This is a genomic window from Streptomyces sp. NPDC102437 (assembly GCF_044765565.1).
Taxonomy (GTDB): domain Bacteria; phylum Actinomycetota; class Actinomycetes; order Streptomycetales; family Streptomycetaceae; genus Streptomyces.
The window spans coordinates 86,844-113,826 of record NZ_JBIWKI010000020.1; the positions used below are offsets into that span (position 1 = coordinate 86,844).

At 70.0% G+C, this 26,983-nt stretch carries 24 protein-coding genes and 1 pseudogene; 10 read left to right on the plus strand and 15 right to left on the minus strand.

Annotation, left to right across the window (positions count from 1 at the left end):
* Nucleotides 1-115: 115 nt before the first annotated feature.
* The gene (locus ACIRJP_RS24935) at nt 116-1,519 is read left to right on the plus strand and encodes a maltokinase (protein ID WP_404178114.1); all 1,404 of its coding nucleotides are present in this window, start codon (nt 116-118) and stop codon (nt 1,517-1,519) included.
* Nucleotides 1,520-1,575: 56 nt separating this feature from the next.
* Entirely contained in the window at nt 1,576-4,002 is a 2,427-nt protein-coding gene (glgB, locus tag ACIRJP_RS24940; protein WP_404178117.1) for a 1,4-alpha-glucan branching enzyme, read from the plus strand.
* 81 nt (nt 4,003-4,083) lie between these two features.
* Here glgB and ACIRJP_RS24945 read toward each other — a convergent pair whose 3' ends face one another.
* The 3 genes from ACIRJP_RS24945 to ACIRJP_RS24955 all read right to left on the minus strand — a co-directional run bounded on the left by ACIRJP_RS24945 (nt 4,084) and on the right by ACIRJP_RS24955 (nt 7,486).
* Nucleotides 4,084-6,324, minus strand: a complete 2,241-nt coding sequence (locus tag ACIRJP_RS24945) for a hypothetical protein (protein ID WP_404178120.1) — start codon at nt 6,322-6,324, stop codon at nt 4,084-4,086.
* The gene (locus ACIRJP_RS24950) at nt 6,321-6,998 is read right to left on the minus strand and encodes an ABC transporter ATP-binding protein (RefSeq protein ID WP_404178296.1); all 678 of its coding nucleotides are present in this window, start codon (nt 6,996-6,998) and stop codon (nt 6,321-6,323) included. Before ACIRJP_RS24950 ends, ACIRJP_RS24945 begins: the two co-directional genes overlap by 4 nt.
* 122 nt (nt 6,999-7,120) lie before the next feature.
* Complete coding sequence (locus ACIRJP_RS24955; RefSeq protein ID WP_376308213.1) at nt 7,121-7,486, minus strand: hypothetical protein; 366 nt, start codon at nt 7,484-7,486, stop codon at nt 7,121-7,123.
* Between the two features lie 482 nt (nt 7,487-7,968).
* On the opposite strand from ACIRJP_RS24955, the pseudogene ACIRJP_RS24960 reads away from it, so the two are divergent.
* Nucleotides 7,969-8,208 (plus strand): annotated as a pseudogene (locus ACIRJP_RS24960) (NIPSNAP family protein); the annotation flags it as partial.
* 366 nt (nt 8,209-8,574) lie between these two features.
* On the opposite strand, the gene ACIRJP_RS24965 reads toward ACIRJP_RS24960, so the two are convergent.
* Together ACIRJP_RS24965 and ACIRJP_RS24970 are read right to left on the minus strand one after the other, a co-directional pair.
* Nucleotides 8,575-8,805, minus strand: coding sequence for a hypothetical protein (locus ACIRJP_RS24965; RefSeq protein WP_404178123.1), 231 nt, complete (start codon nt 8,803-8,805; stop codon nt 8,575-8,577).
* A 94-nt stretch (nt 8,806-8,899) separates the two neighbouring features.
* Nucleotides 8,900-10,141: a helix-turn-helix domain-containing protein gene (locus ACIRJP_RS24970; RefSeq protein WP_404178126.1), complete on the minus strand. Its 1,242-nt coding sequence runs from the start codon at nt 10,139-10,141 to the stop codon at nt 8,900-8,902.
* 433 nt (nt 10,142-10,574) lie between these two features.
* Here ACIRJP_RS24970 and ACIRJP_RS24975 point away from each other — a divergent pair, with 433 nt between their 5' ends.
* Nucleotides 10,575-11,624: a MarR family transcriptional regulator gene (locus ACIRJP_RS24975; RefSeq protein WP_404178129.1), complete on the plus strand. Its 1,050-nt coding sequence runs from the start codon at nt 10,575-10,577 to the stop codon at nt 11,622-11,624.
* A gap of 246 nt (nt 11,625-11,870) precedes the next feature.
* Nucleotides 11,871-12,224 (plus strand): beta/gamma crystallin domain-containing protein, encoded by a 354-nt coding sequence (locus ACIRJP_RS24980; protein WP_404178132.1) that lies wholly within the window; start codon nt 11,871-11,873, stop codon nt 12,222-12,224.
* Nucleotides 12,225-12,267: 43 nt separating this feature from the next.
* Here the strand turns inward: ACIRJP_RS24980 and trxA are convergent, their stop codons facing one another.
* The 3 genes from trxA to ACIRJP_RS24995 all read right to left on the minus strand — a co-directional run bounded on the left by trxA (nt 12,268) and on the right by ACIRJP_RS24995 (nt 14,483).
* The gene (gene trxA, locus ACIRJP_RS24985; RefSeq protein ID WP_404178135.1) at nt 12,268-12,609 is read right to left on the minus strand and encodes a thioredoxin; all 342 of its coding nucleotides are present in this window, start codon (nt 12,607-12,609) and stop codon (nt 12,268-12,270) included.
* 3 nt (nt 12,610-12,612) lie between these two features.
* Nucleotides 12,613-13,017 carry a MerR family transcriptional regulator gene (locus ACIRJP_RS24990; RefSeq protein WP_351260055.1) on the minus strand — a complete coding sequence of 135 codons (405 nt, stop codon included), beginning with the start codon at nt 13,015-13,017 and terminating at the stop codon, nt 12,613-12,615.
* Nucleotides 13,018-13,124: 107 nt separating this feature from the next.
* Nucleotides 13,125-14,483 (minus strand): cation:dicarboxylate symporter family transporter, encoded by a 1,359-nt coding sequence (locus ACIRJP_RS24995; RefSeq protein WP_404178138.1) that lies wholly within the window; start codon nt 14,481-14,483, stop codon nt 13,125-13,127.
* 168 nt (nt 14,484-14,651) lie between these two features.
* On the opposite strand from ACIRJP_RS24995, the gene ACIRJP_RS25000 reads away from it, so the two are divergent.
* Together ACIRJP_RS25000 and ACIRJP_RS25005 are read left to right on the plus strand one after the other, a co-directional pair.
* On the plus strand, nt 14,652-16,343 hold the full coding sequence (locus ACIRJP_RS25000) for an ATP-binding protein (protein WP_404178141.1): 1,692 nt from the start codon (nt 14,652-14,654) through the stop codon (nt 16,341-16,343).
* Nucleotides 16,340-17,014, plus strand: a complete 675-nt coding sequence (locus tag ACIRJP_RS25005; protein WP_404178144.1) for a response regulator — start codon at nt 16,340-16,342, stop codon at nt 17,012-17,014. Before ACIRJP_RS25000 ends, ACIRJP_RS25005 begins: the two co-directional genes overlap by 4 nt.
* A gap of 80 nt (nt 17,015-17,094) precedes the next feature.
* Here the strand turns inward: ACIRJP_RS25005 and ACIRJP_RS25010 are convergent, their stop codons facing one another.
* The gene (locus ACIRJP_RS25010; protein WP_404178147.1) at nt 17,095-18,354 is read right to left on the minus strand and encodes a vanadium-dependent haloperoxidase; all 1,260 of its coding nucleotides are present in this window, start codon (nt 18,352-18,354) and stop codon (nt 17,095-17,097) included.
* 68 nt (nt 18,355-18,422) lie between these two features.
* The gene (locus tag ACIRJP_RS25015; protein WP_404178150.1) at nt 18,423-19,115 is read right to left on the minus strand and encodes a hypothetical protein; all 693 of its coding nucleotides are present in this window, start codon (nt 19,113-19,115) and stop codon (nt 18,423-18,425) included.
* 319 nt (nt 19,116-19,434) lie between these two features.
* Here ACIRJP_RS25015 and ACIRJP_RS25020 point away from each other — a divergent pair, with 319 nt between their 5' ends.
* Nucleotides 19,435-19,944, plus strand: a complete 510-nt coding sequence (locus ACIRJP_RS25020; RefSeq protein WP_404178153.1) for a sigma-70 family RNA polymerase sigma factor — start codon at nt 19,435-19,437, stop codon at nt 19,942-19,944.
* Nucleotides 19,941-20,633: a zf-HC2 domain-containing protein gene (locus ACIRJP_RS25025; RefSeq protein WP_404178156.1), complete on the plus strand. Its 693-nt coding sequence runs from the start codon at nt 19,941-19,943 to the stop codon at nt 20,631-20,633. Before ACIRJP_RS25020 ends, ACIRJP_RS25025 begins: the two co-directional genes overlap by 4 nt.
* Before the next feature lie 163 nt (nt 20,634-20,796).
* Here ACIRJP_RS25025 and ACIRJP_RS25030 read toward each other — a convergent pair whose 3' ends face one another.
* The 3 genes from ACIRJP_RS25030 to ACIRJP_RS25040 form a co-directional block, all read right to left on the minus strand.
* Nucleotides 20,797-22,131, minus strand: coding sequence for a Dyp-type peroxidase (locus ACIRJP_RS25030; protein WP_404178159.1), 1,335 nt, complete (start codon nt 22,129-22,131; stop codon nt 20,797-20,799).
* A 20-nt stretch (nt 22,132-22,151) separates the two neighbouring features.
* The gene (locus tag ACIRJP_RS25035; RefSeq protein ID WP_404178162.1) at nt 22,152-23,165 is read right to left on the minus strand and encodes a hypothetical protein; all 1,014 of its coding nucleotides are present in this window, start codon (nt 23,163-23,165) and stop codon (nt 22,152-22,154) included.
* A gap of 63 nt (nt 23,166-23,228) precedes the next feature.
* Nucleotides 23,229-23,759 carry a hypothetical protein gene (locus tag ACIRJP_RS25040; protein WP_404178165.1) on the minus strand — a complete coding sequence of 177 codons (531 nt, stop codon included), beginning with the start codon at nt 23,757-23,759 and terminating at the stop codon, nt 23,229-23,231.
* Nucleotides 23,760-24,038: 279 nt separating this feature from the next.
* On the opposite strand from ACIRJP_RS25040, the gene ACIRJP_RS25045 reads away from it, so the two are divergent.
* Nucleotides 24,039-24,680 (plus strand): helix-turn-helix domain-containing protein, encoded by a 642-nt coding sequence (locus ACIRJP_RS25045; RefSeq protein WP_404178299.1) that lies wholly within the window; start codon nt 24,039-24,041, stop codon nt 24,678-24,680.
* A 30-nt stretch (nt 24,681-24,710) separates the two neighbouring features.
* Here the strand turns inward: ACIRJP_RS25045 and ACIRJP_RS25050 are convergent, their stop codons facing one another.
* Nucleotides 24,711-25,718, minus strand: a complete 1,008-nt coding sequence (locus ACIRJP_RS25050) for a helix-turn-helix domain-containing protein (RefSeq protein ID WP_404178169.1) — start codon at nt 25,716-25,718, stop codon at nt 24,711-24,713.
* Nucleotides 25,719-25,944: 226 nt separating this feature from the next.
* Entirely contained in the window at nt 25,945-26,970 is a 1,026-nt protein-coding gene (locus tag ACIRJP_RS25055; protein ID WP_266729632.1) for an ATP-dependent 6-phosphofructokinase, read from the minus strand.
* Nucleotides 26,971-26,983: the final 13 nt, after the last annotated feature.

Consider the following 26,983-nt stretch of genomic DNA (forward strand, 5'->3'; position numbering starts at 1 on the left):
TCGAGTCCGTACGGACCATCCTGACCCGACACGTCCCGCACAGCCGGACAGCTATTGCCGCAATCCGGGACACTCTTCGCATCCTGTGGTGTGCCCGGGGAAAGGACGCGATGCCATGTCGGAGGCTGCATCCCTTCGGGTCGCCCTGGCCGACAGCCCAGCCCTGCTCCCGTCTCTCGCCCCCCTGTTGCACGACTGGCTGCCCCGGCAGCGGTGGTTCGCGGGCAAGGGGCGGCAGGTCACCGCGTTCTCGCTGGTGTCGGCGACCGAGATACTGCCGGTGGGCACCGGTTCCGTCGCCGCCGGAGCGGGAACCGGACTGCTCCACCTGCTGGTCCGGGTCCATCAGCCGGCCACACCCGCGCAGTCTCCGGACGACTGCTACCAACTCCTGCTCGGCGTACGGGCGGTGCTGCCGCCCCGGCTGGCACCCGCGCTCATCGGCCGGGTGACCGAGGGGCCGCTCGCCGGCCGCACCGTCTACGAGGCGCTGCACGATCCGCGCCTGGCCGAACTTCTGCTGGAACGATTCCGTACGCCCGGCACCCTGGGCGCGCTCCGCTTCGACCGGAGCGGCCCGGCCATCGCGGCAGGGCTCGCACCGCGGCTGCTCGGAACCGACCAGTCCAACACCTCGCTGGTCTACGGCGACGCCTACATCCTCAAGATCTTCCGCCGGATCTTCCCGGGCACCAACCCCGATCTGGAGCTGCCGCTCGCGCTGGCGCGGGAGGGCTGCGGGCGGGTCCCCGCCCCCGTCGCCTGGTTCGAGGCCGCCACCGCCTCGAAGCCCCTCACCCTCGGGGTCCTCCAGCCGTTCCTGAGCGGTGCTCAGGACGGCTGGCAGCTCGCGCTGCGCGCGCTGGCCGCGGGCCGGGACTTCACCGCCGAGGCCCACGCGCTGGGCCGGGCCACCGCCGAGGTGCACACCGCGCTGGCCGCCGCCCTGCCGACGCCCGCCCTGCAACGCGCCCAGACCGAGCACCTGGCCGCCGCGATGGTGCGCCGGCTGGAGGCCGCCGCGCAGGCGGTACCGGAACTCGTGCCCTACGTCCCGGGGCTGCGCACCGCCTTCGACGCCGTGGCCGCACTCGGGCACCGGGGGCGCGACTGGGCGGCCCAGCGGGTGCACGGCGATCTCCACCTCGGCCAGACGCTCCGCGCGGCCGACGGTTTCTGGTCACTGATCGACTTCGAGGGCGAACCGGCCAAACCACTGCCCGAACGCCGCCGGCCGCAGCTCCCGGTGCGCGACGTCGCCGGGATGCTCCGCTCCTTCGACTACGCCGCCCGCTCGCACCGCCCGTGGAACGCCGACTGGGCGGCCCGCTGCCGGACCGCCTACTGCGAGGGGTACGCCCGCGCCTCGGGCGCCGACCCGCGCGGCGAACCGGAGCTGCTGCGCGCCCACGAGACCGACAAGGCGGTGTACGAGGTGCTGTACGAGGCACGGCACCGGCCCGACTGGCTGCCGGTCCCGATGGCCGCCATTCACCGCCTGGCCGCCGCCGACGCCTGACGGCCGGGCACGCGCTCCCTTCTTCCCCCCCAACCCCTTCCGAGGAGGCTGTCCCCGTGACCGCCCGCAAGCCGTCCCGCAGAACGCCCGCCCCCACCGAGGCCCCCCGGGCCGAACCACCGGCACCCGAGGCGGTGGCGGCCCCCTCGGCACCACCGTCACCACCGGCACCACCGTCACCGGAGCCGGCCGCCCCGGCCGGACGGCAGAAGAAGCCGGCGTCCGATCGGGCCGGCGCCGCATCGCCCCGCCCCCGCCGGACCACCACCGCCGCCCGGGGCGTACGCCCGGCCCACCCCCTCGACGACGCCGACCGGGGCCGGCTGCTCGCCGGTGAGCACCACGCCCCGCACGACCTGCTCGGCGCCCACCCGGTCCGCGGCGGGGTGACCTTCCGGGTGCTGCGCCCGTACGCCCGGTCGGTGACCGTGCTCGCCAAGGGGCTGCGCGCGCAGCTGCACGACGACGGCGACGGCTTCTTCTCCGGACTGCTGCCGATGCCCTCGCTGCCCGACTACCGGCTCCTGGTCGCATACGACGACAACGAGATCGAGATCCACGACCCGTACCGCTTCCTGCCCGCGCTCGGCGATCTCGATCTGCATCTGATCGGCGAGGGGCGGCACGAGGAGCTGTGGACCGCCCTCGGCGCGCAGCCCATGGAGCACCAGGGGGTGGCGGGCACCCGGTTCACCGTGTGGGCGCCCAACGCCCGCGGCGTGCGGGTCGTCGGGGACTTCAACTACTGGGACGGCACCGGCTTCCCGATGCGCTCGCTCGGCTCCACCGGGGTGTGGGAGCTGTTCCTGCCCGGGATCGGGGAGGGCGCGCTCTACAAGTTCGACATCTGCCGCCCGGACGGCTCGCACACGCTGCGGGCCGACCCGATGGCCCGGTACGCCGAGGTGCCGCCCGCCACCGCCTCGATCGTGACGGCCACGCACCACCAGTGGCGGGACCAGGAGTGGATGGCACACCGTGGGGACGTCCCGGTGCACGAGGCACCGGTCTCGGTGTACGAGGTGCACCTGCCGTCCTGGCGGCCGGGCCTGACCTACCGCCAGCTCGCCGCCCAACTCCCTTCCTACGTAAGGGATCTCGGGTTCACGCATGTGGAGCTGATGCCGATCTCCGAGCATCCCTTCGGCGGTTCCTGGGGGTATCAGGTCACCGGGTTCTACGCCCCCACGTCACGCATGGGCACGCCCGACGACTTCCGGTTCCTCGTCGACTCCCTGCACCGGGCCGGGATCGGGGTGATCGTCGACTGGGTGCCCGCACACTTCCCGCGCGACGACTGGGCGCTGGCGGAGTTCGACGGCCGTCCGCTGTACGAGCACTCGGACCCGTCGCGGGCGGCGCATCCCGACTGGGGCACGCTGGAGTTCGACTTCGGGCGCACCGAGGTGCGCAACTTCCTGGTGGCCAACGCAACTTACTGGTGCGAGGAGTTCCACATCGACGGACTGCGGGTGGACGCCGTCGCCTCGATGCTCTACCTCGACTACTCGCGCAAGGACGGCGACTGGTCCCCGAACGAGCACGGCGGCCGGGAGAACCTGGACGCCGTCGCCTTCCTCCAGGAGATGAACGCCACCGTCTACCGCCGCAATCCGGGTGTCGTGACCATCGCCGAGGAGTCCACCGCCTGGGACGGCGTCACCCGCGCCACCCACCACGTCGGCCACCACGGATTCGGGGGTCTCGGCTTCGGGCTGAAGTGGAACATGGGCTGGATGCACGACTCGCTGGTGTACGTGTCGAAGGAGCCGGTGCACCGCAAGTACCACCACAACGAGATGACCTTCTCGATGGTGTACGCGTACAGCGAGAACTACGTCCTGCCGATCTCGCACGACGAGGTGGTGCACGGCAAACGCTCGCTGGTCTCCAAGATGCCCGGCGACTGGTGGCAGCAGCGCGCCAACCACCGGGCCTACCTCGGCTTCATGTGGGCCCACCCGGGCAAGCAACTCCTGTTCATGGGACAGGAGTTCGCTCAGGGGGCGGAGTGGTCGGAGGGCCACGGCCCGGACTGGTGGCTGCTCGACCCCTCGTACGCGGCGGAGAGCGACCACCGGGGCGTACGCACCCTGGTGGGCGACCTGAACGCGGTGTACGCCCAGACCCCCGCGCTCTGGCAGCGCGACACCGTCCCGGAGGGCTTCGACTGGGTGGACGGCGGCGCCGCCGAGGACAACGTCTTCGCCTTCCTGCGCTACGACGCGCAGGGCTCACCGCTCCTCGCGGTCAGCAACTTCTCCCCGGTGGTACGGCACGACTACCGCGTGGGCGTCCCGGACGTGCCCGGGGACCGGGTCGCGTGGTCGGAGGTCCTCAACACCGACGCCGCGCGGTACGGCGGCAGCGACGTACTCCACGGCGGACCGCTGAAACCCCGACCGGTGGCGTCGCACGGCCGTCCCGGCAGCATCCTGCTGACGCTGCCGCCGCTGGCGACGGTCTGGTTCCGGCCGGTCTGACGGGGCGGGCAGGGGTTGGGCGCACCCACGATGAGGCCTCGGAGCCCAGCGCGGCCGCGTCAGGGCCCCACCTCTGCCCGTTCAGTCGTGCCGGGGGCGCCAACGCCTCGATTCCCGTACGGCGCTCAGGGCGGCCAGACCGGCCACAAGGACGGCCAGGACACACAGCACAGCCACCGACGCGCTCAGCATCTGAGGCGGCAGCTCCCCGTTCCTGGGGGGTGTCGTGTAGGGCAAGGTGACCCAGATCGCACTGACCGCGCCCAGTGCGGCAGCAACGCACAGGGGAGCGGCAAGGGTCCAAGCGGCTACGGTCACGTACACCCGTCGGCTGCCGCTCACCACGGACACCGGCGCGATGGAGCGGGCAAAGCGCATGACCTCGGCGAGGCAGTTCAGCGCGGCTGCCAGCGCCACCAGTCCAACCCCCGCGACGCCCAGAAGCGTCACCCAGCGAAGCTGGGATGAAAGCAGCGCGGCGCCTCCGATCCACCCCTGCCCCACGCCCTCGACGAGGGCACCGGGGCCCAGCACGGCGAGAGCGTCACGCTTGAGCCTTCCCACCGGGAGTGTCTCGCCCTGCGGCGAGTACACGACGAGTACGTCGCCCTGACGAGCGGCAAAAGGGCCACGTCTCACGCCGACCTGCGTCACGGAAGCCGGCAGCAGAGCGCGGAGGGCGGGCGTGGCTCCCGAGAGTGGAACAGCTCGAGTGCTTCGCCCGGCCGGGCACTTCAGGCCCAGGCCCCGCAAAGCGTCACATCTTCCCCGGACCGTGACCGCCTGCTGGACCTCGACGGGTCCATCCGGCGATTCCCTCACCTCGCCTGCTCCGTTCGCCATGCCGAGCGTCGAGTCGAGCACCACGACCTCGGCACCGGCCGGCAGTCTCTTGACCCACGATCCGGCTCTTTTCTCGGCATCGTGCGGCATTTGGACGGTGAGGACGCTGTGCCCGAAGCGCTCCCGCATGGCCAGCGCCCCCTGAACAGACGCACTGTGCATGCTGGGGTACACCTGCACCACGCTCAGCAGTCCCAGCGCGATGACCACCCCGGCGACAAGGCGTGAAAGGTAGCCCGGGCGCCCTTGGGTCCACCGGCCGGCAAGGAGCGTTCCCGCAAAGCCCCAGCGGCGCCCGATTTCCGTCACGCCGCGTCCCGCTGCCGACAGCAACAGTGCGATGGCTGCGGGCAGGGTGGCCAGGGCCCCGACCGTGCCGAGCAGGGACACGAGCACGACGGTCTGGGTGGCCCCCTGCGTGGCGAATGCCGTGGGCGACCAGCTCAGGATTCCCAGGAATACGGGGCACAGCCCGGCTCCGACCTTCACCAGCCGCCCCCGACCGGCGCCGCGCGGCCTGGTGGACCGGCCGGGCCCCGCCCACTGATGCAACAGAACGACCAGGGCGACGAGCAGAAGAGGGGCTGCGATCAGCGCACAGACCAGCTGCCAGGCGTGGGATCGCATGTCGGAGGCTGCCAACACGTAGCCGACGAATGGAATCCTCAGGTCGGTGACCAGGGCCGCCCCCAGCACGGGCGCCGTCAGCGCAACGCCGAGCAGTAGAGCCGGAGCTGCCTCCCCCGTGCTCAAGAGCGCCAGTTGCCGACGTGAACCGCCCAGCGCGCCGAGAAGTGCAGTTCGCCGGTCACGGCCCGCAGCCCCCAGCCGAGTGGCCACCACCGCGAACAGACCGGCAGGCAAGCCGAGCATGGTGATCAACAAACTGAGGAAGACGGACAAGGGGCGCACGGCGGCCAAGTCGCCGAATCCTCCTGCGTCCTGGGAGCCGAAGCCGGTAGCGAGCAGGGCGTGCTTCACCGTGAGCGATCCATCTGCTGGCCGCGCATAGGCGTAGCGCTCGCCAGGACTCGCCAGTCCTTCCGGCGCGATGCTTCCCACGACGCGCCCGTACCGGTCCCCGACCCCGTCGGCGGCGAGAGAAGGTGAGAGCACCGCCTCGCCCGGACCCGGCCAGTGGGATACGCCGGGGGGCAGCGGGGCGTCAGTGCGCACGGGCTCGACGAAGACGACCTCGACCTGATGGTCGTGGACATCGTCCAGGTAGAATTGCAGGCGCAGAGGAGCCTCCTCCAGGGCCTGTCCTTCATGCAGGCGCAGCGCGGGCGTGCGCGCTGCTCCGCGTTCCGCCCGCTCCTGATACGTGGCCCAGGCGGCCACCGCTGACACCGTCGTCACGGCGAGCACGAACGTGGCAATCGTCAAGGCCACAAAGCGGATACGGCCATCGGCAGAGCCGTGTCCGGCGGCACGCCCCATCCGCAACAGCTGACGGCTGAGCGACTTCCCGGCGCTCATCGGACCCCACGCGGAAGGGAGGCCGCCTGGGCAACGAGTCGCCCTTCGTGAAGAGCGAAACGGTGGTCGGCCCGAGCAGCGACCGACTCGTCATGCGTGACCACCAGAACCGCGCACCCCCACCGCTCGGGGAGAGAGAACAGCAGCTCGGCAACAGCCTCTCGGTTCCGCGTGTCCAACGATCCCGTGGGCTCATCGGCCAGGAGCAGAGCCGGCCGGTTCACCAATGCTCGTGCCACAGCCGCCCGCTGTCTCTCTCCGCCGGACAGCTCAGCGGTTGGAGTTCCCTCCACGGGCACGCCGAGGTCGATCAGCAATTGGCGTGCACGGCCGAAGGCTTCAGCTCGCTTCACACCGGCCAGGAGTGCTGCCATCGCGACATTCTCCATGGGCGTGAGCTCGGGGAGCAGTTCACCGAACTGGAACACCATGCCGATGGTGTCGCGCCGGTGTCTGGCCAGGTCGCGTGGCTTGAGCCGGGCCAGGTCCTGACCGGCAATACGGACTTCACCCTGCTCGTACCGGATCAACCCGAGCACGCAGTTGAGCAGCGTGCTCTTGCCCGTCCCGCTGGGTCCGGTAACGGCCAACGACTGACCGGCGGGGAGAGTGAGGTCCACCCCGTCGAGCAGCGCTCTGCCGGCCACGGAGTAGTGGAGTTTCCGGACTTCCAGCACGGGATTCGCTTGCACCACACAGTCTCTCTCAGCGAGTCGGTCACCAGCACGTGACTGGATCACGGGCTGCAAAGATCTGACGGGGGCCCCTCGCGGTGGATCCCGTCAGCACACTTCTATCAGTGGCTCATGGCCACGTACACGGAGCAGTCGTCCGGCTGAGCTATCTGGGATTCGCAGATTCTCGCCTTGAGGACCCAGCTTCCGGTGCCCGAGTACGCCTCGGTGCCGGCGCCCTGCTTGTTCCACACATTCAGCTGGGTGCCGGAGTTCGCTGACCGGTAGTAAGAGCTGTAGACCGGGTTGGAGTCTGAAGTGCTGTCCCAGGCTCCCACCTTGGCGCTGCTCGACGTCGAATTGTCGTAAACGCGAGCCTGCCCGGTGCCGGAGAGTGTCGCAGTCTGGTAGGCGAGTGCCGGTGCGGCGCCGACAAGCCCGATGACTCCGAGGGTGGCGAGGGCCACTGCAATCCTTCGCTTGTTCATGAAAACTACCCCTTCTTGAAGTGTTCGCAACACGGAAGGCAGCATCGTATTCGGGATTTGATCATCAGGTAACTTCCCTCACAAGCGGAGGAATTACTTCCGTTCTTCACCGGAGGCAGAACGGGACGTTGTCGGCGATTCGGCTCCGCAAGCCCACCCCCGGGCTCCAACTAGACTGCTCGAAGGCACGTTTGGCCAGCGCCCGGGACTACACACACCATCTACCAGGCCGACGCACTGACTTCAGCTTTCGGGGCGCCTCCCTCCTACGCCACCCACTCGGCGCACGTGAGCCGCGCTGCCGCCGCGGGTGGCGGGAACGCAGGGACCCGAGTGCACGCCGTGGCACGGGGAATGGGGAATGAGGGCGGCACACGAAGGGCGGCCCGATCACGGCCGCCGAGGTCATCCGGCTCTCGGCGGACGCATGCGAGCCGCCGCACCTCCAACCGCCGCCTCCAGTTTCTGGAGCAGCCGGCGCCTGGGTCAGGCTCGTCAACCGTTTCGGCGGGACGCGCCACGGCTACTTCCTGCCGAGCGAGGGCTACAGCGACATCACCTACGCCCTCTTCTCCTTCCCCAGTCTCGCCACGTACGAGCAGTACCGCACGGACAGCATGTCCGACCCGGAGTGCCAGGATGCCTTCGAACTGGCTCGTAACACCCGCTGCATCAAGCGGTACGAGCGCCGCTTCCTGCGGCCGCTCGACGTCATGTCCTAGGCCAGGGGCTGGGCTTGGACGACTGCGCCCGAACGCCAAGACACGGACGTGCAGTTCTTCGACGCAATCGCCGTGGACTCGTTGCTCGGCGGCATGGGCGAGGAGGCTGACAGACGGCCCGGGGACCTCATCACGAGTCCCTCCACGTTCGCCAAGGCCTGGTGATCACCTCTCGGTACGTATGGTGGGACGGATTGCGCCCAGAGTGCGAAAGGGCCCATCCCTGCGGGGCGTCCCAGTCCTCCGCCGCCGGGGAGGACTCGCCGCAGACGACGCACAGCATGGCGTACGTCTGCGGTTCGGCATCCGGCTCCTGGTTCGGCGCGAGCGTCCACCGGACGTGCCTCACGATGGCGCGCGGCCCGCTCATGCTCGGCGCCTGGACTCGGCGTTGAGGGCGGCGAGGCGAACGGTCAGCTCCTGGCGCGAGGAAAGCACCTCGATGCTGTCCGGCTGGGCGTCCCACGACAGTCCGCCGCTGATCGGGCGGAGCTGGATGAGCCCGCCGATGGTCCCCATCACAACGCCGAAGCGATCGGCCTTCGTGTCCTTGACTGCCGCCCCGGTCCGGGGTTCGGTCTGCTGGTTGTTCGCCATGCCGAAGACGGTATGTAAACCCTGAGTGGCCAGCCAGACGCAAGGCACTGCACTTGATGTCACGGCCGGTCAGAACTACATCGGCGTGCTGCAGTCACCCAAATACGCCCAGGTGAGTGCCCACCGTGCGCATATCGGCAGTGAGCGTACGACGCTTCTTCGTGATCTCTTCGAAGGTGATCGCGGCGGCCGACTGGTGACGAAACCACTCGGGTGCGACGTGATCCAGGCGAGACAGTTCTTCCATGGCAGCCAAGGAGTCACCCGTGCGGACGCGAGCCCGAGCCAGATCGAGGAAGTAGCGGTTCCCGTCGTTCGTGCTCGGCTTCCCCAACCGCTTCCACGCCTTCGGTTGGAGTTCTTCCACCTCGCCGGACTTCCGGACGACAGTCCGGGCGTCTCCCGCAACCATCGCGTCCTCCAGCTCCTTCATCGCGGCTGTGACGGGCCCGAACTGAGACCAATGACGCAGAAGGTTGCGGTGCGAAACTCCCACTGCCCTCGCAGCCGTGCCGACCGCTCTCCGGAGCTCCTTGGCTTCCTCAGGGCGGTTGTTCCGGGCCGCCGCGGCGGCGGCCTCCATCGCAAGGCCACCCCAGGTCGCATACGCGTCCGCCGTGGCCCCCTTGATCTTCGGCTCGACGATGTCCATCGTCGCGACGGCAATGTCCTCAGCCTCGTCGAACCTCTCGGTTCGGATGAGCACGAAGCACATGCCGCCCACTCCCGAGGCTGCGGTCAGTTCGTTGCCGGACAGCCTGGCGTCACTGACGGCTTCCTTGATAGCCCCGTAGGCGAGGTCGTACTGCCTGATCTGCGTCAAATACCGCCCAGCCAGTTGCAGGGCTTCGGAGCGGGCACGCAGGGCGTCCCGGTGCTCGCTCCCGCGGTCGTAGTAGGCCACGGCCTCGTTCGCAGCTCGGATGAGAGCCGGGAGGTCAGCGGCAATGCTCTGGTAGCTGTCTCCGAAGTACAGGAGTGCGCTGTCATGGGTCATGCGGCGCAGGCGACGGATGTCGGGCGCATCACCCGTCGGCGCGTCAGGCGCGGCCAGGCTGACAGCCGGGGTCAGGGCGATGCGGAGTTCGCGGAGATTCGAGGTGTTCAGGTCGTCGTGAGGCACAGGCTTCGGAGCTCCAGCCGCCATCAGGTTGGAGGTCTTCACTCCAAGCGCGCGGGCGAGGGCGTGGAGTGTCTCCATTCGCACACCGTCGTCGCCCTGCTCGATCTTTCTGACGGGGCCGACCGACAGCCCCGCTCGGTGCGCGAGCTGCTCTTGACTGAGTCCGGCAGCACGACGGTATTTCCTGAGACTGTCAGCGAGTTCATCCGACATGCGACACCACCCTTCCCGATTCAGCGTACGCCGATCGAGAGACAGGAAAGGGACGTCGCCAGGGGTAGTGCCACCCTGCAGTCCGCAACCCGAGTTCCGGGCTTCGAGGGTCGGGGTTCGAGCTCCGGGACCGGCTGGTTCACTCTTTCGTGGGTGCGAGGAAGGAACCGGGCCCGACGCTTGAGCTTCGGGATTCGGGGGGCGAGATCCGGGAGCCGGGGTTCGAGCGCTCTTGTTCAACCGGTAGGTAAAAGAAGGTGGTTGGGAAAACCTCCCTACCCTCCCCGACCCGTCACGACCAGCAAGTACGACTAATCCGGACCGGCTTGCGGCGCGATGTCGCGGCTGCTTACGGTTCCCTGGACCAAGCGACCCCGGACGCGGTGTAAGCGCACCGGCCGGGGTCTCACCCAAAGATCGAAAAGGCGATCTCGTGGCTAGTGAGAACTTTAGCTCTGCCCTGCGCGCACCCGCATCCTCGCGCCCGTACGCGAAGGCCAATCCCGGTTACGGCAAGCGATCAACGCCAGACCAACACCCGTCGCGCGCCGACGACTTCATGCTGTTGCCCGAGCGCGAGCGCTACATCGCCGGGTTCGTCGACCATCTACCCGACGGCGCGGCCATGGACATCAAGTCGCTCGCCAAGAACATCCCCTTGTACGGACAGATGGCCGTCGGCAGCGCACTCAGGGCGTTGGGAGTGGCCGGTCACCTGCGGCACGCCCAGTGCCGGATCGAAGTGCGCGGCCAGGTCCGCTGGGTCACCCGGACCTTCTGGTCCCGCACCGCCCGCGACAACGAATGGTGGGGCACCTTTCTGGACGACGAGAACAGCCGAGCACCCCAGGAGGCGATCGTTCCCCCGTCGCCCCGGGGTCCTGCGGAAGTCCCCGCTCCCCGGGCCGGAGCACAACCGCCGGTCCCGGTCCCCGCGCCCCCGGCCGAGCCCCCGGCGAAGCCCACCTCGCCCGCTCCCGCCCCCGCCGTACCGCAGCAGCGAAACCCTGAACCGGCCCCGGCATCCCCCTCGCCCGCTTACCTCGCCCTGGCCCAGCTGGGCCGAATCGAACCGCGCCTGCCCCTCTCCGCCACCGACTGCGCGGTGCTGGAGCCCCTGGCTGCCGAGTGGCTCACCAGGGGCGTGGACGCCGACTACCTCACCCACGCCCTCACCTCCGGCCTCCCCGCCCAGGTCGACTCCCCCATCGGCTTCGTACGCCGCCGCCTCAACGACAAGGTCCCGCCCCACCTGCCCACCGCCCCTGCACCGGCCGCACCAGGCACCCCCGTCCGCCGTCTGATGGTGGAATGCACCGAGTGCGGCACACCCGGCCCGCCCGATGCGCTCCCCGACGGCCTCTGCCGCACCTGCCGCGAGCCCAAGCCGGGCGCGGCCCCGGCCGCCCCCGCCGACCCGATCGTCGAACGTGACATCCACGCACTGGTCGGCAACCTCCGCGACCTGATGAGAGCCCCCTGATCGCCACCACCCACCCGAGCCGGGCCCGGACGGCTGGCCGTCAGGCCTGAGCCTGGGGCGGTCCGAGATCACGAGACTTTGAAATCGCCCTTGGCCCCGGCGCATTCGGTCAGGCATTCACGTTCAGGTGATTTCCCTTCCAGGCCCTCCTGAATGGGTGATCGACTTCGTACGATGCTTGTTCAGCACCGATGTCCACGTCGTCGAAGTGGGCTATTGGTTCCATATTCAATTCAAGGGGAAACTATGACCTCGAAAAAGAGGAACGTTGTGCGCACGATGGCCGCGGCGCTTGCCGCAGCCGCCGCGTTCACCCTGGCCGGGCCGGCCGGAACCGCCTCCGCCATCGATCACGTGACCTGCGACCCGGACGCGGGTTTCCTTAAGATCTGGTCGCACGACGGCAGTGGGCGCGACAGCGTGGACTGCTATGCGAATCGCGGGAAGACCGACTTCGGCGGGTGGTGGGTCGATCAGATCTCCACGGGGAACAACGACGTGAAGTACTACGACGCCAACGGCGACGTGGTGAAAATCCCCCGGAATTCGAACATTAAATATTCGAACGTGCCGAAGGTCGATGCCATCGAAATCCTGTAGGGATTTCCTCCAGGGACGTTCCGCAGTCCCGGTCGCGCCCGCCTCACGCCGTCTCGAAGACCTCCTCCAGCTCCTGGAGGAGCTTGCGCCTGGGGCGGGCGCCCACCATCGACTTCACGGGTTCACCGTCCCGGAACACCATCAGGGTCGGCGCCGCGAGCACCGCGTACCGGCTCGCGATTCCGGGGCTGGTGTCGATGTCCAGCTGGACGACCTCCATGCGGCCGGCCAGTTCCGTGGCGACGGCGCTGAGCACGGGGGCGAGTTGGCGGCACGGGCCGCACCAGTCGGCGGTGAACTCGACCAGCACCGGGCCGTCTGCCGCGAGCACCTCGGTGTCGAAGGTGGCGTCGGTGACCTCTGCCACGCCCTCTGCATGAATCATCTGTCATCCTCCCAGTTCACAACGTGGTTCCGGACCACCGGGGAGCGCCGCCCCGGCCTCCAGTTCGGCCCTGGCGAGCTGGGCGCCCACCTCGGCGCGGACCGTCCGGAGCTGTTCGATGAGCGAGTCGAGCTCGCCGAGCTTGCGCCGGTAGACGGCGAGCGAGGCGGGGCAGGCGTCACCGGCCGGGTGGCCGGCGCGCAGGCACTCGACGAACGGCCGGGTCTCCTCCAGCTCGAACCCGAAGTCCTGCAGGGTCCGGATCTGCTGGACCAGCCGCAGGTCGTCCTCGTCGTACGCGCGGTAGCCGTTGTCGGCCCGCCGGGCCGGCAGCAGTCCGCGGGACTCGTAGTAGCGCAGAGTCCGCGTGGTCGTTCCGGCCCGTTCTGCCAGCTCCCCGATTCGCATGTCCTCGACGGTAGACCTTGACGCCGACGTCAGGGCAAGCACGAAGGGGCCGCCGCGGGAGTTCCCGCGGCGGCCCCTTTCCGGTGCCGTTTCCGGTGCCGGTGCGGTTACGCCTTCGCCACCGCGTGCTGCTCGTCGCTGTCGCGCGGCTCCGGGACGCCGTGCACGTCGCCGTCCTGGTTGAGCATCTGCTCGTTCCACGGGAGCGCGCCGGAGAGCACCTTGTCCACCCGCTCCTTGTCGATCTCCTTGGTCCAGGTGCCGACCAGGACGGTGGCGACCGCGTTGCCCGCGAAGTTCGTCATGGCGCGGGCCTCGCTCATGAAGCGGTCGATGCCGACGATGAGGCCGACGCCGTCGACCAGGCCGGGGCGGTGCGACTGGAGGCCGCCCGCGAGGGTGGCCAGGCCCGCGCCGGTGACTCCGGCCGCGCCCTTCGAGGCGACGATCATGAAGAGCAGCAGCGAGATCTGCTCACCGGCGCTCAGCGGGTCGCCCATCGCGTTGGCGATGAAGAGCGAGGACATCGTGAGGTAGATCGCGGTGCCGTCCAGGTTGAAGGAGTAGCCGGTCGGCACGGTGATACCGACGACCGGGCGGCTGACCCCGAGGTGCTCCATCTTCGCGATGAGCCGGGGCAGGGCCGACTCGGAGGAGGAGGTGGAGAGGATCAGCAGGAACTCGCGGCCCAGGTACTTCAGCAGGGCGATCAGGTTGACCCCCGCGACCAGCCGCAGGATGGCCCCGAGCACCACGAAGACGAAGATCGCGCAGGTGACGTAGAAGCCGATCATGATGATCGCGAGGGACTTCAGCGCGTCCACGCCGGTCTCGCCGACCACCGCCGCCATCGCGCCGAACGCGCCGACCGGCGCCGCCCACATGATCATGGCGAGGATGCGGAAGACAAGGCGCTGGATGTGACCGATGCCGCGCAGCACCGGCTCGCCGGCCGAGCCCATGGCCTGGAGCGCGAAGCCCGCGAGCAGCGCGATGAGCAGGGTCTGGAGCACTTCGCCCTCGGTGAAGGCGGAGACGACCGTGGTCGGGATGATGCCGAGCAGGAAGTCGGTGGTGGACTCGCTCGGCCCCGCCGCCTGCTTCTCACCGGCGGCGCGTACGGCTTCGGTGAGGTGGAGGCCCTGGCCGGGCTCCAGGAGGTTGCCGACGAGCAGGCCGATGGCCAGCGCGACGGTCGACATCACCAGGAAGTAGCCGAGGGCGAGGCCGCCGACCGCGCCGACCTTGGCGGCCTTGCGTACCGAGCCGACGCCCAGCACGATCGTGCAGAAGATGATGGGCGAGATCATCATCTTGATCAGATTCACGAAGCCGGTGCCGATCGGCTTGAGCTCGACGGCGACGCCCGGGGCCACGAAGCCCACCAGGATGCCGAGAGCCACCGCCGCGATCACGGCCAGATACAGATAGTGCGTGCGGTCCCGCTTGGCGGCTGCCACTCCCACGGGGGTTCTCCTCGGCTCGTCCGGATCACGCCCCCGTCCCTGGGGGGTGCAAGGGCTGTCCGGCGGATCCAGGCCGGAAAAACCCTTGGTGAATATCTCGCTCCCTGTGACGCCGGTCACCGTTACGTGCATTTCGTTCATGTGTTTTCGGCCAGGCAGACTGGTGCCATGCGTCTCCCCCGTCCCCGGACCCGCCCGCGCAGCCTGGCCGGTCAGCTCTTCGCCATGCAGGTGGTGCTGGTGGCGGCCGTGGTGGCGGGGTGCGCGTTCTTCGCGTACGTCTCCGGCAGCGCGCAGGCGAAGGAGACCGCGACCCGGCAGGTCAGGGCGGCCGCGCTGGCGATCGCCGACTCGCCGTCGGTGCGGGAGGCGATCGGCACCCCGGACCCGTCGGCCGTGCTTCAGCCGTACGCGGAGCAGGTCCGCAGGGACACCGGGATCACCTTCGTCACGATCATGTCCCCGGAGCGGGTCCGCTGGACGCACCCGGACGCCGGCCGGATCGGTGAGACGTTCCTCGGGCACACCGCGCGGGCGTTGCGCGGCGAGACGTTCACGGAGACGTACACCGGCACGCTCGGCCCCTCGATCCGGGTCGTCACCCCGGTCCGGGACGGCTCCCGGATCATCGGGCTGGTCAGTGCGGGCATCACGGTCGAGCGGGTCTCCTCGCAGGTGCGGGCGCAGCTCGGGGCGCTGGGCCTGGCGGCGGGCGGGGCGCTCGCGCTCGGCGGCATCGGCACGTACGTGATCAACGCCCGGCTGCGTCGGCACACGCACGGCATGAACGCCGCCGAGCTGAGCCGGATGCACGACTACCACCAGGCCACGCTGCACGCGGTGCGCGAGGGGCTGCTGATGCTCGACGGGCGGCGCCGGATCGCGCTGATCAACGACGCGGGCCGGGAGCTGCTCGGTCTGGGGCCGGGTGCGGTGGGGCGCAGGGTCGCCGAGCTGGAGCTGCCGGCGCCGCTGACCGGTGCGCTGCTCGCCTCCGAGGAGCGGGTCGACGAACTGCATCTGACGGCGGACCGGGTGATCGTGGTCAACACCCGTCCGGTGGTGGGCGGGGAGCAGCGCGGCACCGTCGTGACGCTGCGCGATCACACGGAACTCCAGGCGCTGTCCGGTGAGTTGGACTCCGAGCGGGGGTTCACCCAGGCGTTGCGCTCGCAGGCGCACGAGGCGGCGAACCGGCTGCACACCGTCGTCTCGCTGATCGAACTGGGCCGGGCCGAGGAGGCGGTGGGCTTCGCCACCGCCGAGCTGGAACTGGCCCAGGCCCTCACCGACCGGGTGGTGGGAGCGGTGGCCGAACCGGTGCTGGCCGCGCTGCTGCTCGGCAAGGCGGCACAGGCGAACGAACGGGGGGTGGAGCTGGTGCTCGCGGACGACAGCCTGATCGACGACGGCGACCTGCCGGCGACACTGCCGCACCGGGATCTGGTGACGATCCTCGGCAATCTGATCGACAACGCGGTGGACGCGGCGTCGGAGGCGGTGACCGGTGGGCCGGGCCCCGGATCCGTGCCCGCCCAGCGGGGAGCGGGTGGCGGCCGGGCCGCCCGCGCCCGGGTCACCGTCACCGCGCTGGCCGGGGAGGGCGAACTGCTGTTGCGGGTCGCCGACACCGGGGCCGGGGTCGATCCGGCGGACGCCGCCGAGGTGTTCGAGCGGGGCTGGTCGACGCGTGGAGCGGGCCGGGGCATCGGGCTCGCCCTCGTACAGCAGGCGGTGCACCGCAACGGCGGCACGGTCACCCTGGACGGCGGGGCGGACGGCGGGGCGCGGTTCACCGTGCGGCTGCCGCTGGCCTTCGCCGGGCCCACGGCGCACACCACGAAGGAGGGAACGGCGTGATCCGCGTACTGATCGTCGAGGACGATCCCGTCGCCGCCGACGCCCACCGGCTGTACGTGGGCCGCGTCCCCGGATTCACGGTGGCGGCAGTCGCGCATTCTCGGGCGGAGGCGGTGCGGGCACTGGACCGCACCCCGGTCGATCTACTGCTCCTGGATCTGTACCTGCCCGACGGGCACGGTCTCCAACTGCTGCGCTCGCTGCGCGCGGCCGGGCACTCGGCGGATGTCATCGCGGTGACGTCGGCGCGCGATCTGGCGGTGGTCCGGGAGGGGGTGTCGCTCGGGGTCGTCCAGTACGTGCTGAAGCCGTTCACCTTCGCCACCCTGCGCGACCGGCTGGTGCGCTACGCGGAGTTCAGGGCGGCGGCCGGTGAGGCCAGCGGCCAGGACGAGGTGGACCGGGCGATCGGCGTACTGCGCGCCCCGCAGCCGGCCCGGCTGCCGAAGGGGCTGAGCAGCCCGACGCTGGAGGCCGTCACCCGCGCCCTGCGGGCCGCCCCGGACGGGGTGACGGCGGCGGCGGCCGGGGAGGGACTGGGCATCTCGCGGATCACCGCGCGCCGTTATCTGGAGCATCTGGTGACGGTGGGGCGCGCGGTGCGCAGTCCGCAGTACGGCCAGATCGGGCGCCCGGAGCTGCACTACCGGTGGGTGACCCGCAACCGCTGACGGAGCGACGGCACCCGGGCCCGCGTCCTCGCCGACTCGACGTGGACGCGGGCCCGGACGGCGGTGTTCGTCCGGCCGCTTCAGTGCTCCTGGAACAGCGACCGGGCGTGGCTCAGCCCGTACCTGGCGACATCGGTGCCCAGCTCGACCCCGGCCTCGTCCGCGAGTCGGGTGTGGATGCCCAGCCAGACCCGCGCGTCCATGTTCTCGAGCGTGAGCTGGTGCCATGCCGTGTAGCTGCGGACGACGCCCGGTGCTGTGCCGCTGGTCAGGGTGAACGGGGCCGTGCGCGGTCCCGCGAGGGCGGTGAGCACGGTTTCCGTCGCGCCCGCGTAGGTGTTGTGGCCGCTTGGGTAGTCCGGGTGCGCCGGGGTGGTGTGCAGCGGGGTCCACGACGGGTCGGCCGCCATGTCGCCCACGCCGGCCCGGATCGCGGTGACGGGACGCCACAGCGGGTAGGTGTACTTGCTGTCGGAGGTCGCGATCTGGGTGTCCACCAATGTGGCGTGGGCCAGAGCGACGAGTTCGGCCTGCTTGGCCGGCGGCCGGTGGGACGTGGCGGCGAGCGCGACGCGAATCGGTTTGGTCCACAGGGCGAGCGACGAGTCGAACCAGAAGTTGGCCGTGTCGGTCTGCCGCGCGGTGCGCGCGGTGCTGTTCAGCTCGCCGAAGTCCCGGACCTCCTTCAGGTCGGTCAGGTACCGCTCGGACGTCGGAGCGGGCGGCGCGGGCAGCCGGAACTGGTCGGCGCTCTTCAGCAGGAAGGGCCGGGCGAACCTGCTGCCGTTCTGGATGGCTGGGGCGAACGCGGGCGGGGTGGGCTGCCAGACGCCCGGCGCGGCCGGCGGCACGGTGAAGGGGGCGTTCACGGAGGCCGCGTCGAGGCCGTCGTCCTCGCGGTCGTGCAGGACCTCCCGCGCCTGGCGTTCGCCCGCCGCGACGCCCAGGGTCTCGGCCGGGCCGTCGGGAGTCCGGTCCAGGGTCTCCCGCAGGGCGGCATCCAGCTCCGGGGCACGGGTGGGCGCCAGCTCGACCAGGGCGCGGTGCACCGCGGCGGCCAGCGCCGCGTCCTGGTAGTCCCCGCGGTCGACCCCGGACGGCACATGCTGCAGGGCCCGCGCCGCCGCGATCCAGCTGATCGCCCAGGTGCGGTTGTTGGTCACCGGAGGCAGCGCCGATCCGGCCGTCGCGATCGTGTCGGCCGTGGTGTCGTACCAGGCGAGCGCCACGGAGGTGCGGTCGTGCCCGGACGCAGGGGCGGCGACGCCCGGGGCCGCGCCGGAGGCGACCAGTAGTGCCGTGGAGGCCACCAGGGCCGCACGGGTCTTCGGAATTTTCACGGGAGCAGCTCCTGATGGTGGGGTGGGGCCGGATGCCGGCAGCGGCGTTACTCCTGACCCGGTGGTGTTCAGGCGGGGTCGGCGTCGATGTGGAAGGGGACGGTGACGATGTTGGAGGCGACGCCCATCCGGTCCAGGTCCTTGGCGCCGATCTTCCCGTCGCCGTCGAGATCCTTCACGACGGCGGGTGCGTCGTTGTAGATGCCGTCGTGGTCGAGGTCGTCGACGACCGCCACGGTGAGAGTGGTGTCGACGTTCTGCCCCACGATGGGGGCGCCGACGATCCAGGTGTCCCACAGCTCGGTCGTGTGCGGGGTGCGGTCGGTGACGCCGGAGAGGTTGAACAGGTTGGCCAGGTTGGTACCCGGCCCGGAGAAGCCGGGGAGGGTGCTGTTGGTGGTGGAGTCCAGCACGACCAGTCCAGGGACCTTTTCGTCCCGGCCGGTGGAGAACTTACCGGGGAAGGGGGCGGTCTCGTTGTGCGCGGCCGGGCCGGTGAGCTGGAGCCCGTTGTAGCCGGTCTGGGCCAGGGTCTTGCCCCGGAAGGAGAGCTTCAGGTCCACGATCCAGCCCTTGCCCTCCACGCCCGCGTTGTCCCCGCGCTGGGGCGCGACGACCTTCACCTTGACCGGGTGCTTCGCGGCGGAGGGCCTGTCCACGCTCGACGCGTTCGCGCTGGTGAGTCCGAAGGCCGTGGCGCCGAGGCCGAGGATCACGGCCGCACTCGCGCCGAGGGTCCAGCCGAGCTTGTTCTTCCTCATGACTTGTCCTCCTGGGTGTCGGGGCTTGCGGCCATGTGTACGACCGCGTGTGGCACCCGGTTCAATCCGCGGGTGAACTCGGACCCCCCGCTCGTCGTACACGTAGCTGCGAGGCCCAGGATCAGTGCCTCAGGACATCAGAAGCCGCAGGTCGCAGCCGTCCTCCAGGTCAGCGCAGCCGATGCGGTCAGGTATGGAAGTGAGTCGGATGGACCGGATCCGGTTCCGCGCCGCCCCGGGGCGCGGACTGTCAGCCGCCCGCGGTTCGGGCCCGGCGCTGCTCCGAGCGACCCCAGCCCGCGAGACGAGGACATCGAGCGTGACGCCGGACGAGCAGTTGATGACTGCGTTGTACACCGAGCACCACGATGTGCTGCTCTCCTTCGTGCGCAGGTACGTGCGCAGCCCCGAGCAGGCGGAGGACATGGTGCAGGAGACGCTGTTGCGGGCATGGCGCAGCATCGACAGGATCGAAACCAGCCAGGTCACCATCCGCTCCTATCTCTTCACGATCGCCCGCAACGTGCTCACCGACAGCTGGCGTGCCGAGCAGCGGCGTCCGGAACCGCTCTACGACGACGAGGCGCTCGCGGCCGTACCTTCTGCCGATGACGTGGAGGCGGCGCTGGAGGGCCACGTGATCAGCGCGGCGCTGGAACGCTTGTCCGGCGAGCACCGTGATGTGATCCAGGCTCTGTACTTCGAGGGGCTGACCGTTGCCGAGTCCGCGTCACGACTCACGATCCCGGAGGGAACGGTCAAGTCCCGCGCCTACTACGCCGTACGCAACCTGCGCGCAGCCTTTGAAGAAATGGGAGTTCTGCGGTGAGCACCGACCACGATGACGTGCGCATGCTGATCGGCGCATATGTGCTGGGCGGTCTCGGGGAGACCGACCGCCGCGTCCTGGAGTCCCACCTGCCGATGTGCCAGGAATGCCGTGACGAGCTCGCGAGTTCGGCCCCGCTGGCCGGACTGCTCCGCCGCGCCCCGGCCATGCCCGCGCCCCGCCCCCCGGACACACGCGAGACCGGCACCGACGCGGCGCCGCCGGCCGGGCTCGGCCGCCTGCTGGAGCAGGTCCGCACCGTCGATGCCGTACGCAGGCGCCGGGCCCGTCGGCAGTGGCTGGCACTGGCCGCGGCCCTGATCGTGATCGCCGGGCTCGGAGTGGGGTCGATGCTGCAGTCCCGGCACCCGGCCGGCCCGGACGGCCCGGCCACCGCCTTCACTTCGGCCGCCGGGTACTCCGTGTCCGGCCGTGCCACGCTCACGGACAAGCCCTGGGGCACCGCGGTGAGCGTCACCCTGGCCGACCTGCCCGCAGGAGCACCAGGACCCTTCGTCCTCCAGGTCTCCTCGGTGGACGGCCGCAAGGAGCAGGCGGCCACCTGGGCGATCACTCCCAACGGCAGCGCCGCCGTGACGGGGGCGAGTGCCGTGCGCCTCCCCGACATCCGGTCCATCTCCGTGATGGACCGTGAGGGCCGCCTGGTCGCCACGGCCCGACCGCTCTGACACGATGCCGGGATGGTGGCCCCGGACCGGCGGTGAACATGGCGGCCGCGATGAAGATCACGGCGACGGCGTCGAACAACAGATACAGGGCTTCCATGAGACAGGTCCTCCCGGGCAGCCGAGAGCCTCGGCTGCCCGGTGCCACGGCATGCGTGACCGCGTGTCAGCCCTGAAGATCACCGAGCCACCGCAAGGCGTTCAGACCCGGCAGGAAGCAGTACTCGCCGCCGCGGGTGACGACGAACCGCGGCAGTGGGGACAGGCGTCGCCGCAGTGGCCGCCGGGGAACCGTGAAGCCGGTGAGGCCGTCGTGGGATCCGGTGACGGGATCCCTGGCGCCGCCCCCGCCGAAGAAGACGCCGTCGTTCATCCACTCGGACTGAACGAATTCGAACTGCCGCCCGAGGTGGGCTCCGATGAACGCGAACATCAGGCCGCGGTCGACCCCGTCGTCCTCCAGGACTCCTTCGGGCAGCGGCGGGCCGTAGACGGCGCCGCGTCTGATCATGCGGTGCAGCCGCACTTCACCCGCCACCGCCGCGTCGCGGGGATTGGCCCGCCGGATGTGGCAGCCGCTGGGCGTGATAAATCCCGCCGGATCGTCCCGCCCGTACAGGAAGGTGTTGCGACGGTGCGAGTCGGCGCCCAGATCGGGGTCGTCGTGCTGGGGGCTGAGTGCCAGCGGTGCCCCGCTGCGCCAGCGCCCCATGATCTTGGCTGCGAGCAGCTCCTCGTCCTCGGAACCGGTGGCGTTGTCTTGCAAGTAGCGCCGGAACGCGGCGACCCGCTGGTGGAGTTTGCGGAAGACCGCGTAGCTGCCGTTACGTCCCAGCACCTCCGGCTGCGGGGTCTGAACGCCTCCGATCTCGTCCTGGTAGCCGAGCACGAACTCGCCCGCCTTCAACGGCACCTCCAACCGGTTCGACCCGGCGATACCGCTGCCCTCCACGGCCGGATGGCTGACGCCGTCGCGGTAGCCGAAATGCTCGGTCTCGGTGGGCAGCGCGTAGCAGTCCTGCCGCCAGATCGCGGTCACCCCGGGAAGCCGGTCGTAGGCGGGGCGGGCCCGGTCGAGGGCCGCCTCCAACCGTGTGGCATCAGGGGCGAGCGCCGCGAACACCACATGGACATCCGATGTGCCCAGTGGCACTTCCCAGTGCTCGGGGCCGCTCTCGCCGACATCGCCCAGCGCCTCGGACCGGGCGGCCATCCCCTGCCGGAACTCCCAGGCGAACGTGTCCAGCGATGCCCGCGGCACACCCAGAGCCTCCAGCCCGTGAAAGGTGACCGCGACACTCACCCACGTCTCCCCCAGGGCACTGACCGAGTCGGCGGCGGGAGTCACCACCGCACTCGCGCGCCGCATCAGCTCCCGTCCATGTGCCCGGTCATCGACACGGAACACCAGGTAGGTCGCCGTGTAGGGGGTCGGGCGGGGACTGAGGACCCCGCTCTGAATGTCGTCGAACTCCAACGCGGCCGACGGGTGCACGCTCACGGCCTCGCCTCCTCGCGTCACTACTTCGTGACGAGGTTCCGCCAGAAATTCCGCAGGCTCTCGTCGCCGCCGAACAACGAACTGAAGATCGTGGAGTCGGCCAGCAGCACATCGGCGGCCCGCTCACCGCTCGGGGGCATCCACAGGAACATGTTGAACTCGGTGTTTCCGACCTCGATGAACGGATGCGGCATGGAGGTGTCGACCGGCTGCCGGGCCAGCACACGTATGACATCCGGCTCGTCGCTCGTCACCGCGTAATGCGGAAGATGCTGGTGGAAGTTGAAGTTCGTCACCCCGTCCAGCCACCCTTTCGAATCCGCATCCCTGATCGCGGAGAACGGGGCTATTCGGTTCGGCGCCTGCACGGCGGGGCGCAGTCCGTAGCGGTTCTCGACGGGTACCCCGAGACCCTGCATCAAGCCCCGGACATAGCCGGCGAACCGCTGCTGGCGGGGAACCAGGGGATCGCCGTGATGGCGGTACTCCACCTCCCGCACCGACAGATCGTCCGATGCCCCGACGTCGTGGTGGGGCCCCAGGACCAGGCTGGCGTCCTCCCGCCCGAGGAAGGCCCGTAGTGCCTCGACCTCCCCGGCCCCGGCCTCTTGTCCTGTGATCGTGTGATCCAGCCCGAACACGAACAAGGTGTCGGTGTCAGCCAGTACCCGCTCGTCGAGCGGTGTACGAAAACCGGCCTGGTCGATGCGCTGGTACACGGGGACAGCGTGTCCGGTGATCTCCTCGACGAACCGCTGGAACGGCACCCAGGCCAGGAAGAACAACTCCAGTGAGCCGGCGATGCCCTGCTGGAACCGCAACGGGTCGGACCACTTCGGGTCCTCGTAGGCAGGCCAGGCGACCCGGCGGACCTCGGTCATGGTGGAGAACCGGTTGTCCAGCTCGGCCGGGTTCCTGCCTGCCTCCGCCGGATAGCTCCACGCGACGTAGATGCTCACCCGTCGCCGACCGGGCGTGTATTCGCGCGGGACGTGGTTCTGGTTGTAGGTGCGTGCGGTCTGGACCTCGCTCATCGCGCCTCCGATCCACAACAGACCTGACCCGGACCGGGCAGTGGGACGAACGGCAGCCGTTTCTCACTGCAGTTGGTCGAGCATCTCCGACAGGGCGCTCTTGATCCGCAGTGCCTTCTTGATCTCGTCAGCCGTGACGTACGGGTACTCCCCGTACTCGATGAAGCTCGGACAGTGGTGTTCGCGCACGAACCGGCCGAATGCCTCGGGGTTGGTCTTCCAGTCCTCGGGGAACCCTTCAAGATTCTCGAAAGCCGTGCTCACCCGCGCCTTACCGAAAAGGGCAACGGCGTCCTCGGTGTACTTGTCGAAATCGGTGTCGAAGATCCCCTGATACATGAAACGGGTGTCGTCGTCGAACAGCACCCAGCGCAGGTAGTGCAACTTCAGCGGCGCCAGGAGGTACGGATCCTCCTTCAGCGCCTCGGCCAGCGTGTTGCCGTACTCCCGCATCGCCTCGGCCCGGCCCGGCTTGACCTTCGCGACGATGGTGAACCCGTAGCACGCCGGTGTCTTCGGGAAAACGGGGCCGTACTTGCCCTGTTCGAGGTCTGCTTCCTTGGGGAGGACGACCGCCTGCGGCTTGATCTCCATCCCTGCTCCTCCCTCCGCCTACCGGCCGGGAACCATCGCTCCTATCGTCCCACCCAGCCACTGGATCCGCCTCGTGAGCAGCACCGTCGTGATCCCGAGCCCCGCGTGCGGGCAGCACTGCCGACAGCGTTCAGCATTCTTCTAGGACGTTCCTACGATCCGTGGATATCGGTGAAACACACCGTAGTCATTCCATGCCTTGACTCCTACCGTGGGGCCGTGCACCCGTCCCCGCCGTTCAACGCCCCCGCCGCCCGCCGACTGCGCGAGGCCCTGGGGATGCTTCCCGGCCATGTCGCCTACGGGCTCGGAGCCCAGTACGGGCTCCGGGTCAGCACCGAGACGGTGGTCGCCTGGGAGCGCGGGCTCGCCTCGCCGGACGAGTACGAACTCATGGCGCTGGCCGGGGTGTTGTGGTGCTCGCCGGGCGAGCTGCTCACCGCCGCGCGCACCCTGCGGGAGCACCGGGTGGCCAGGGAACTGGCCGTCGAGGAGCTGGCGCGGCTGCTGGGGCTGTCCACCTCCGCGTATCTGCGGATGGAGGATTCGGGGCGCTGGCGCGGCAACGAACGCCAGTCCGCGGTGCTCGCCGAGGTGCTGGGGCTGACGCCCGCCGGGTTGGTGACGGTGTCCGGGCGGGACGAGGAGCTGGCGGAGCTGCTGCGGGGCGCGGTGACCACGCGCTGGCAGGCCCATCTGCGGCCGGTGGCCAAGCTGGTGCCGCTGGAGCGCGGGTTCCTCCAGGACGTGCTGGAGCAACTGCACACCGACTACCAGGCGCTGATGGTGTCGACGCTGAGCTGGAGCAGCACGGGTGCGGAGCGGGCCGGCGCCACGGGCGACTCGGGGCGGGTGTTCCTGGCGGAGATCCTGGAACGGTTCTGGCGGGCGGCGGGGGTGAAGGGGCCGGACGGCCACTGAACCGCCCGGCCCCGGCACCCCCGTACGCGCTCAGCCGCCGGCCGTCTCCGGGACCACCGGGTCGAAGGAGAACAGGCTTGCCCGGTCCGCTCCGTCGCAGCTCGCCTGCACCAGCTTGGCGCCGCGCTCCTTGCTGTTCCCCTCGGCACCGACGCACAGGCGGGTGTGGGCGGGACGGATGCGGTACCCCTCGACGGGACGGCCGACGGGCTCGATCAGGAACTCCTCCGCATCGCCACGTTTGCCACACCCCTGGTCCTGCAACCCGGCTCCCGCATCCCGCATCCCGTCCCAGATTCCGGTGCAGCCCAGGTCGAATTCCGGGTGATCGGTCACGATCCGCCAGGCGTCGCCGTCCAGCGGCTTGAGGGAGAAACTCGGGATCGTCTCCTGCTCGCACGGCACCTGGTACAGCCGCCCGCTGTCGCTGCCCCGCTTCTCGGAGAGGCAGAACCCGGAGTGCACGGAACGTATCTGCACCGTCCGCCCGGCCACGGGCCCGCTCACGGGGGTGGCTTCCTTCCCGTCGTCGCGTACGAGGAGGGTGACGGTCACCGCGGCGGCGGCGAGCACGACGAGCCCGGCGGCGGCCGCCAGAACCTTCCTGAACCGGGGGCGCCGGGCAGGGGCCGGTTCGGGGAACGGGACGGTGGGCGGCTCGGACGAGTGCCCGGCGGTGGCTTCCGGTGCTGCCTCGGGCTCCTCCCCCGTCCCGGCCCGCTCCCCGTGCACGGCGAGTTCCTTGCGTACGGCGAGCCACTCCGCCACCTCCGCGGGCCCGCAGCCGCAGGCCCGTACGAAGGCGGCGAGGAGCTCCTCGCGCGGGACCGACGTGCGCCCCAGCATGTTGGCGATCGTGGAGCGCGGCAGCACGTCCCCGACCGCGTCGGCCCGCTGGGCCAGTTCGCGGTACGTCAGACCCGACGCTTCCTTGAGCACCCCCAACAGGGCTACGAACTCGGGCGCGTTGCGCGCCCCACAAGGATCGGGAGCTCTGCCCTCGACGACCATCTGCTGTGCCTCTCCCCTGGATTTCACGCCCGGACAAGGTTGGGACATGTCCCGGACAGGGACAAGCCTTGTTGATCCGGTCCGTCGGCTCAAGAGTTGTTTCCGGCACCGCGGCCCGTCCGGATCCGACCATCCGGAACGGCGTCCGGACGCCGGGGGAACGACGAGCGGCCCTGACCGTCCACGGGGGGACAGTCAGGGCCGCAGGGTCGTTCGAGCCGGGCCGCTGCCGTGCGGCCGGGGCCGGAGCGGGTCAGAAGACCGACTCGGCCTCGTCCATACGGTCCTTGGGCACCGTCTTGAGCTGTGTGATCGCGTCGGCAAGCGGAACCATCTCGATGTCGGTGCCGCGCAGTGCCGTCATCCGGCCGAAGTCGCCCCGGTGCGCCGCCTCGACCGCGTGCCAGCCGAAGCGGGTGGCGAGCACCCGGTCGTACGCGGTCGGCGTGCCGCCCCGCTGCACATGGCCGAGAATGACCGGCCGGGCCTCCTTGCCGAGCCGGGTCTCCAGCTCGATGGCCAGCCGGTTGCCGATGCCCTGGAAGCGCTCGTGGCCGTACTGGTCGATCTCGCCCTTGGCGTACGGCATGGAGCCCTCCGCCGGGTGCGCGCCCTCGGCCACGCAGATGACCGCGAACTTCTTGCCGCGCGCGAAGCGTTCCTCGACCATCTTCACCAGGTCCTCGACCTGGAAGCGGCGCTCGGGGAGGCAGATGCCGTGCGCGCCGCCCGCCATTCCGGACTCCAGCGCGATCCAGCCCGCGTGCCGGCCCATCACCTCGACGACCATGACCCGCTGGTGCGATTCGGCGGTGGTCTTGAGACGGTCTATGGCGTCGGTGGCGACGCCCACCGCCGTGTCGAAGCCGAAGGTCCGGTCCGTGGCGGAGATGTCGTTGTCGATGGTCTTGGGGACGCCGACGACGGGCATGCCCGCGTCCGACAGCATCCGGGCGGCGGTGAGGGTGCCCTCGCCGCCGATCGGAATGAGGGCGTCCATGCCGTAGCGGCGGCTCAGCTCGGCGCAGTTCTCGGCGGCCTCGCGCAGCCGGTCGCGCTCCAGCCGGGCCGAGCCGAGGATGGTGCCGCCGCGGGCGAGGATGCCGCTGACCGCGTTGAGGTCGAGGGGGCGGAAGTGTCCGTCGAGGAGGCCCTTGAACCCGTCCTCGAAGCCGATGACTTCATCGCCGTGGCCCACCACGGCGCGGTGCACGACCGACCGGATCACTGCGTTCAGACCTGGGCAGTCGCCGCCTGCGGTGAGAATTCCGATGCGCATCGTGCCTTGTCTC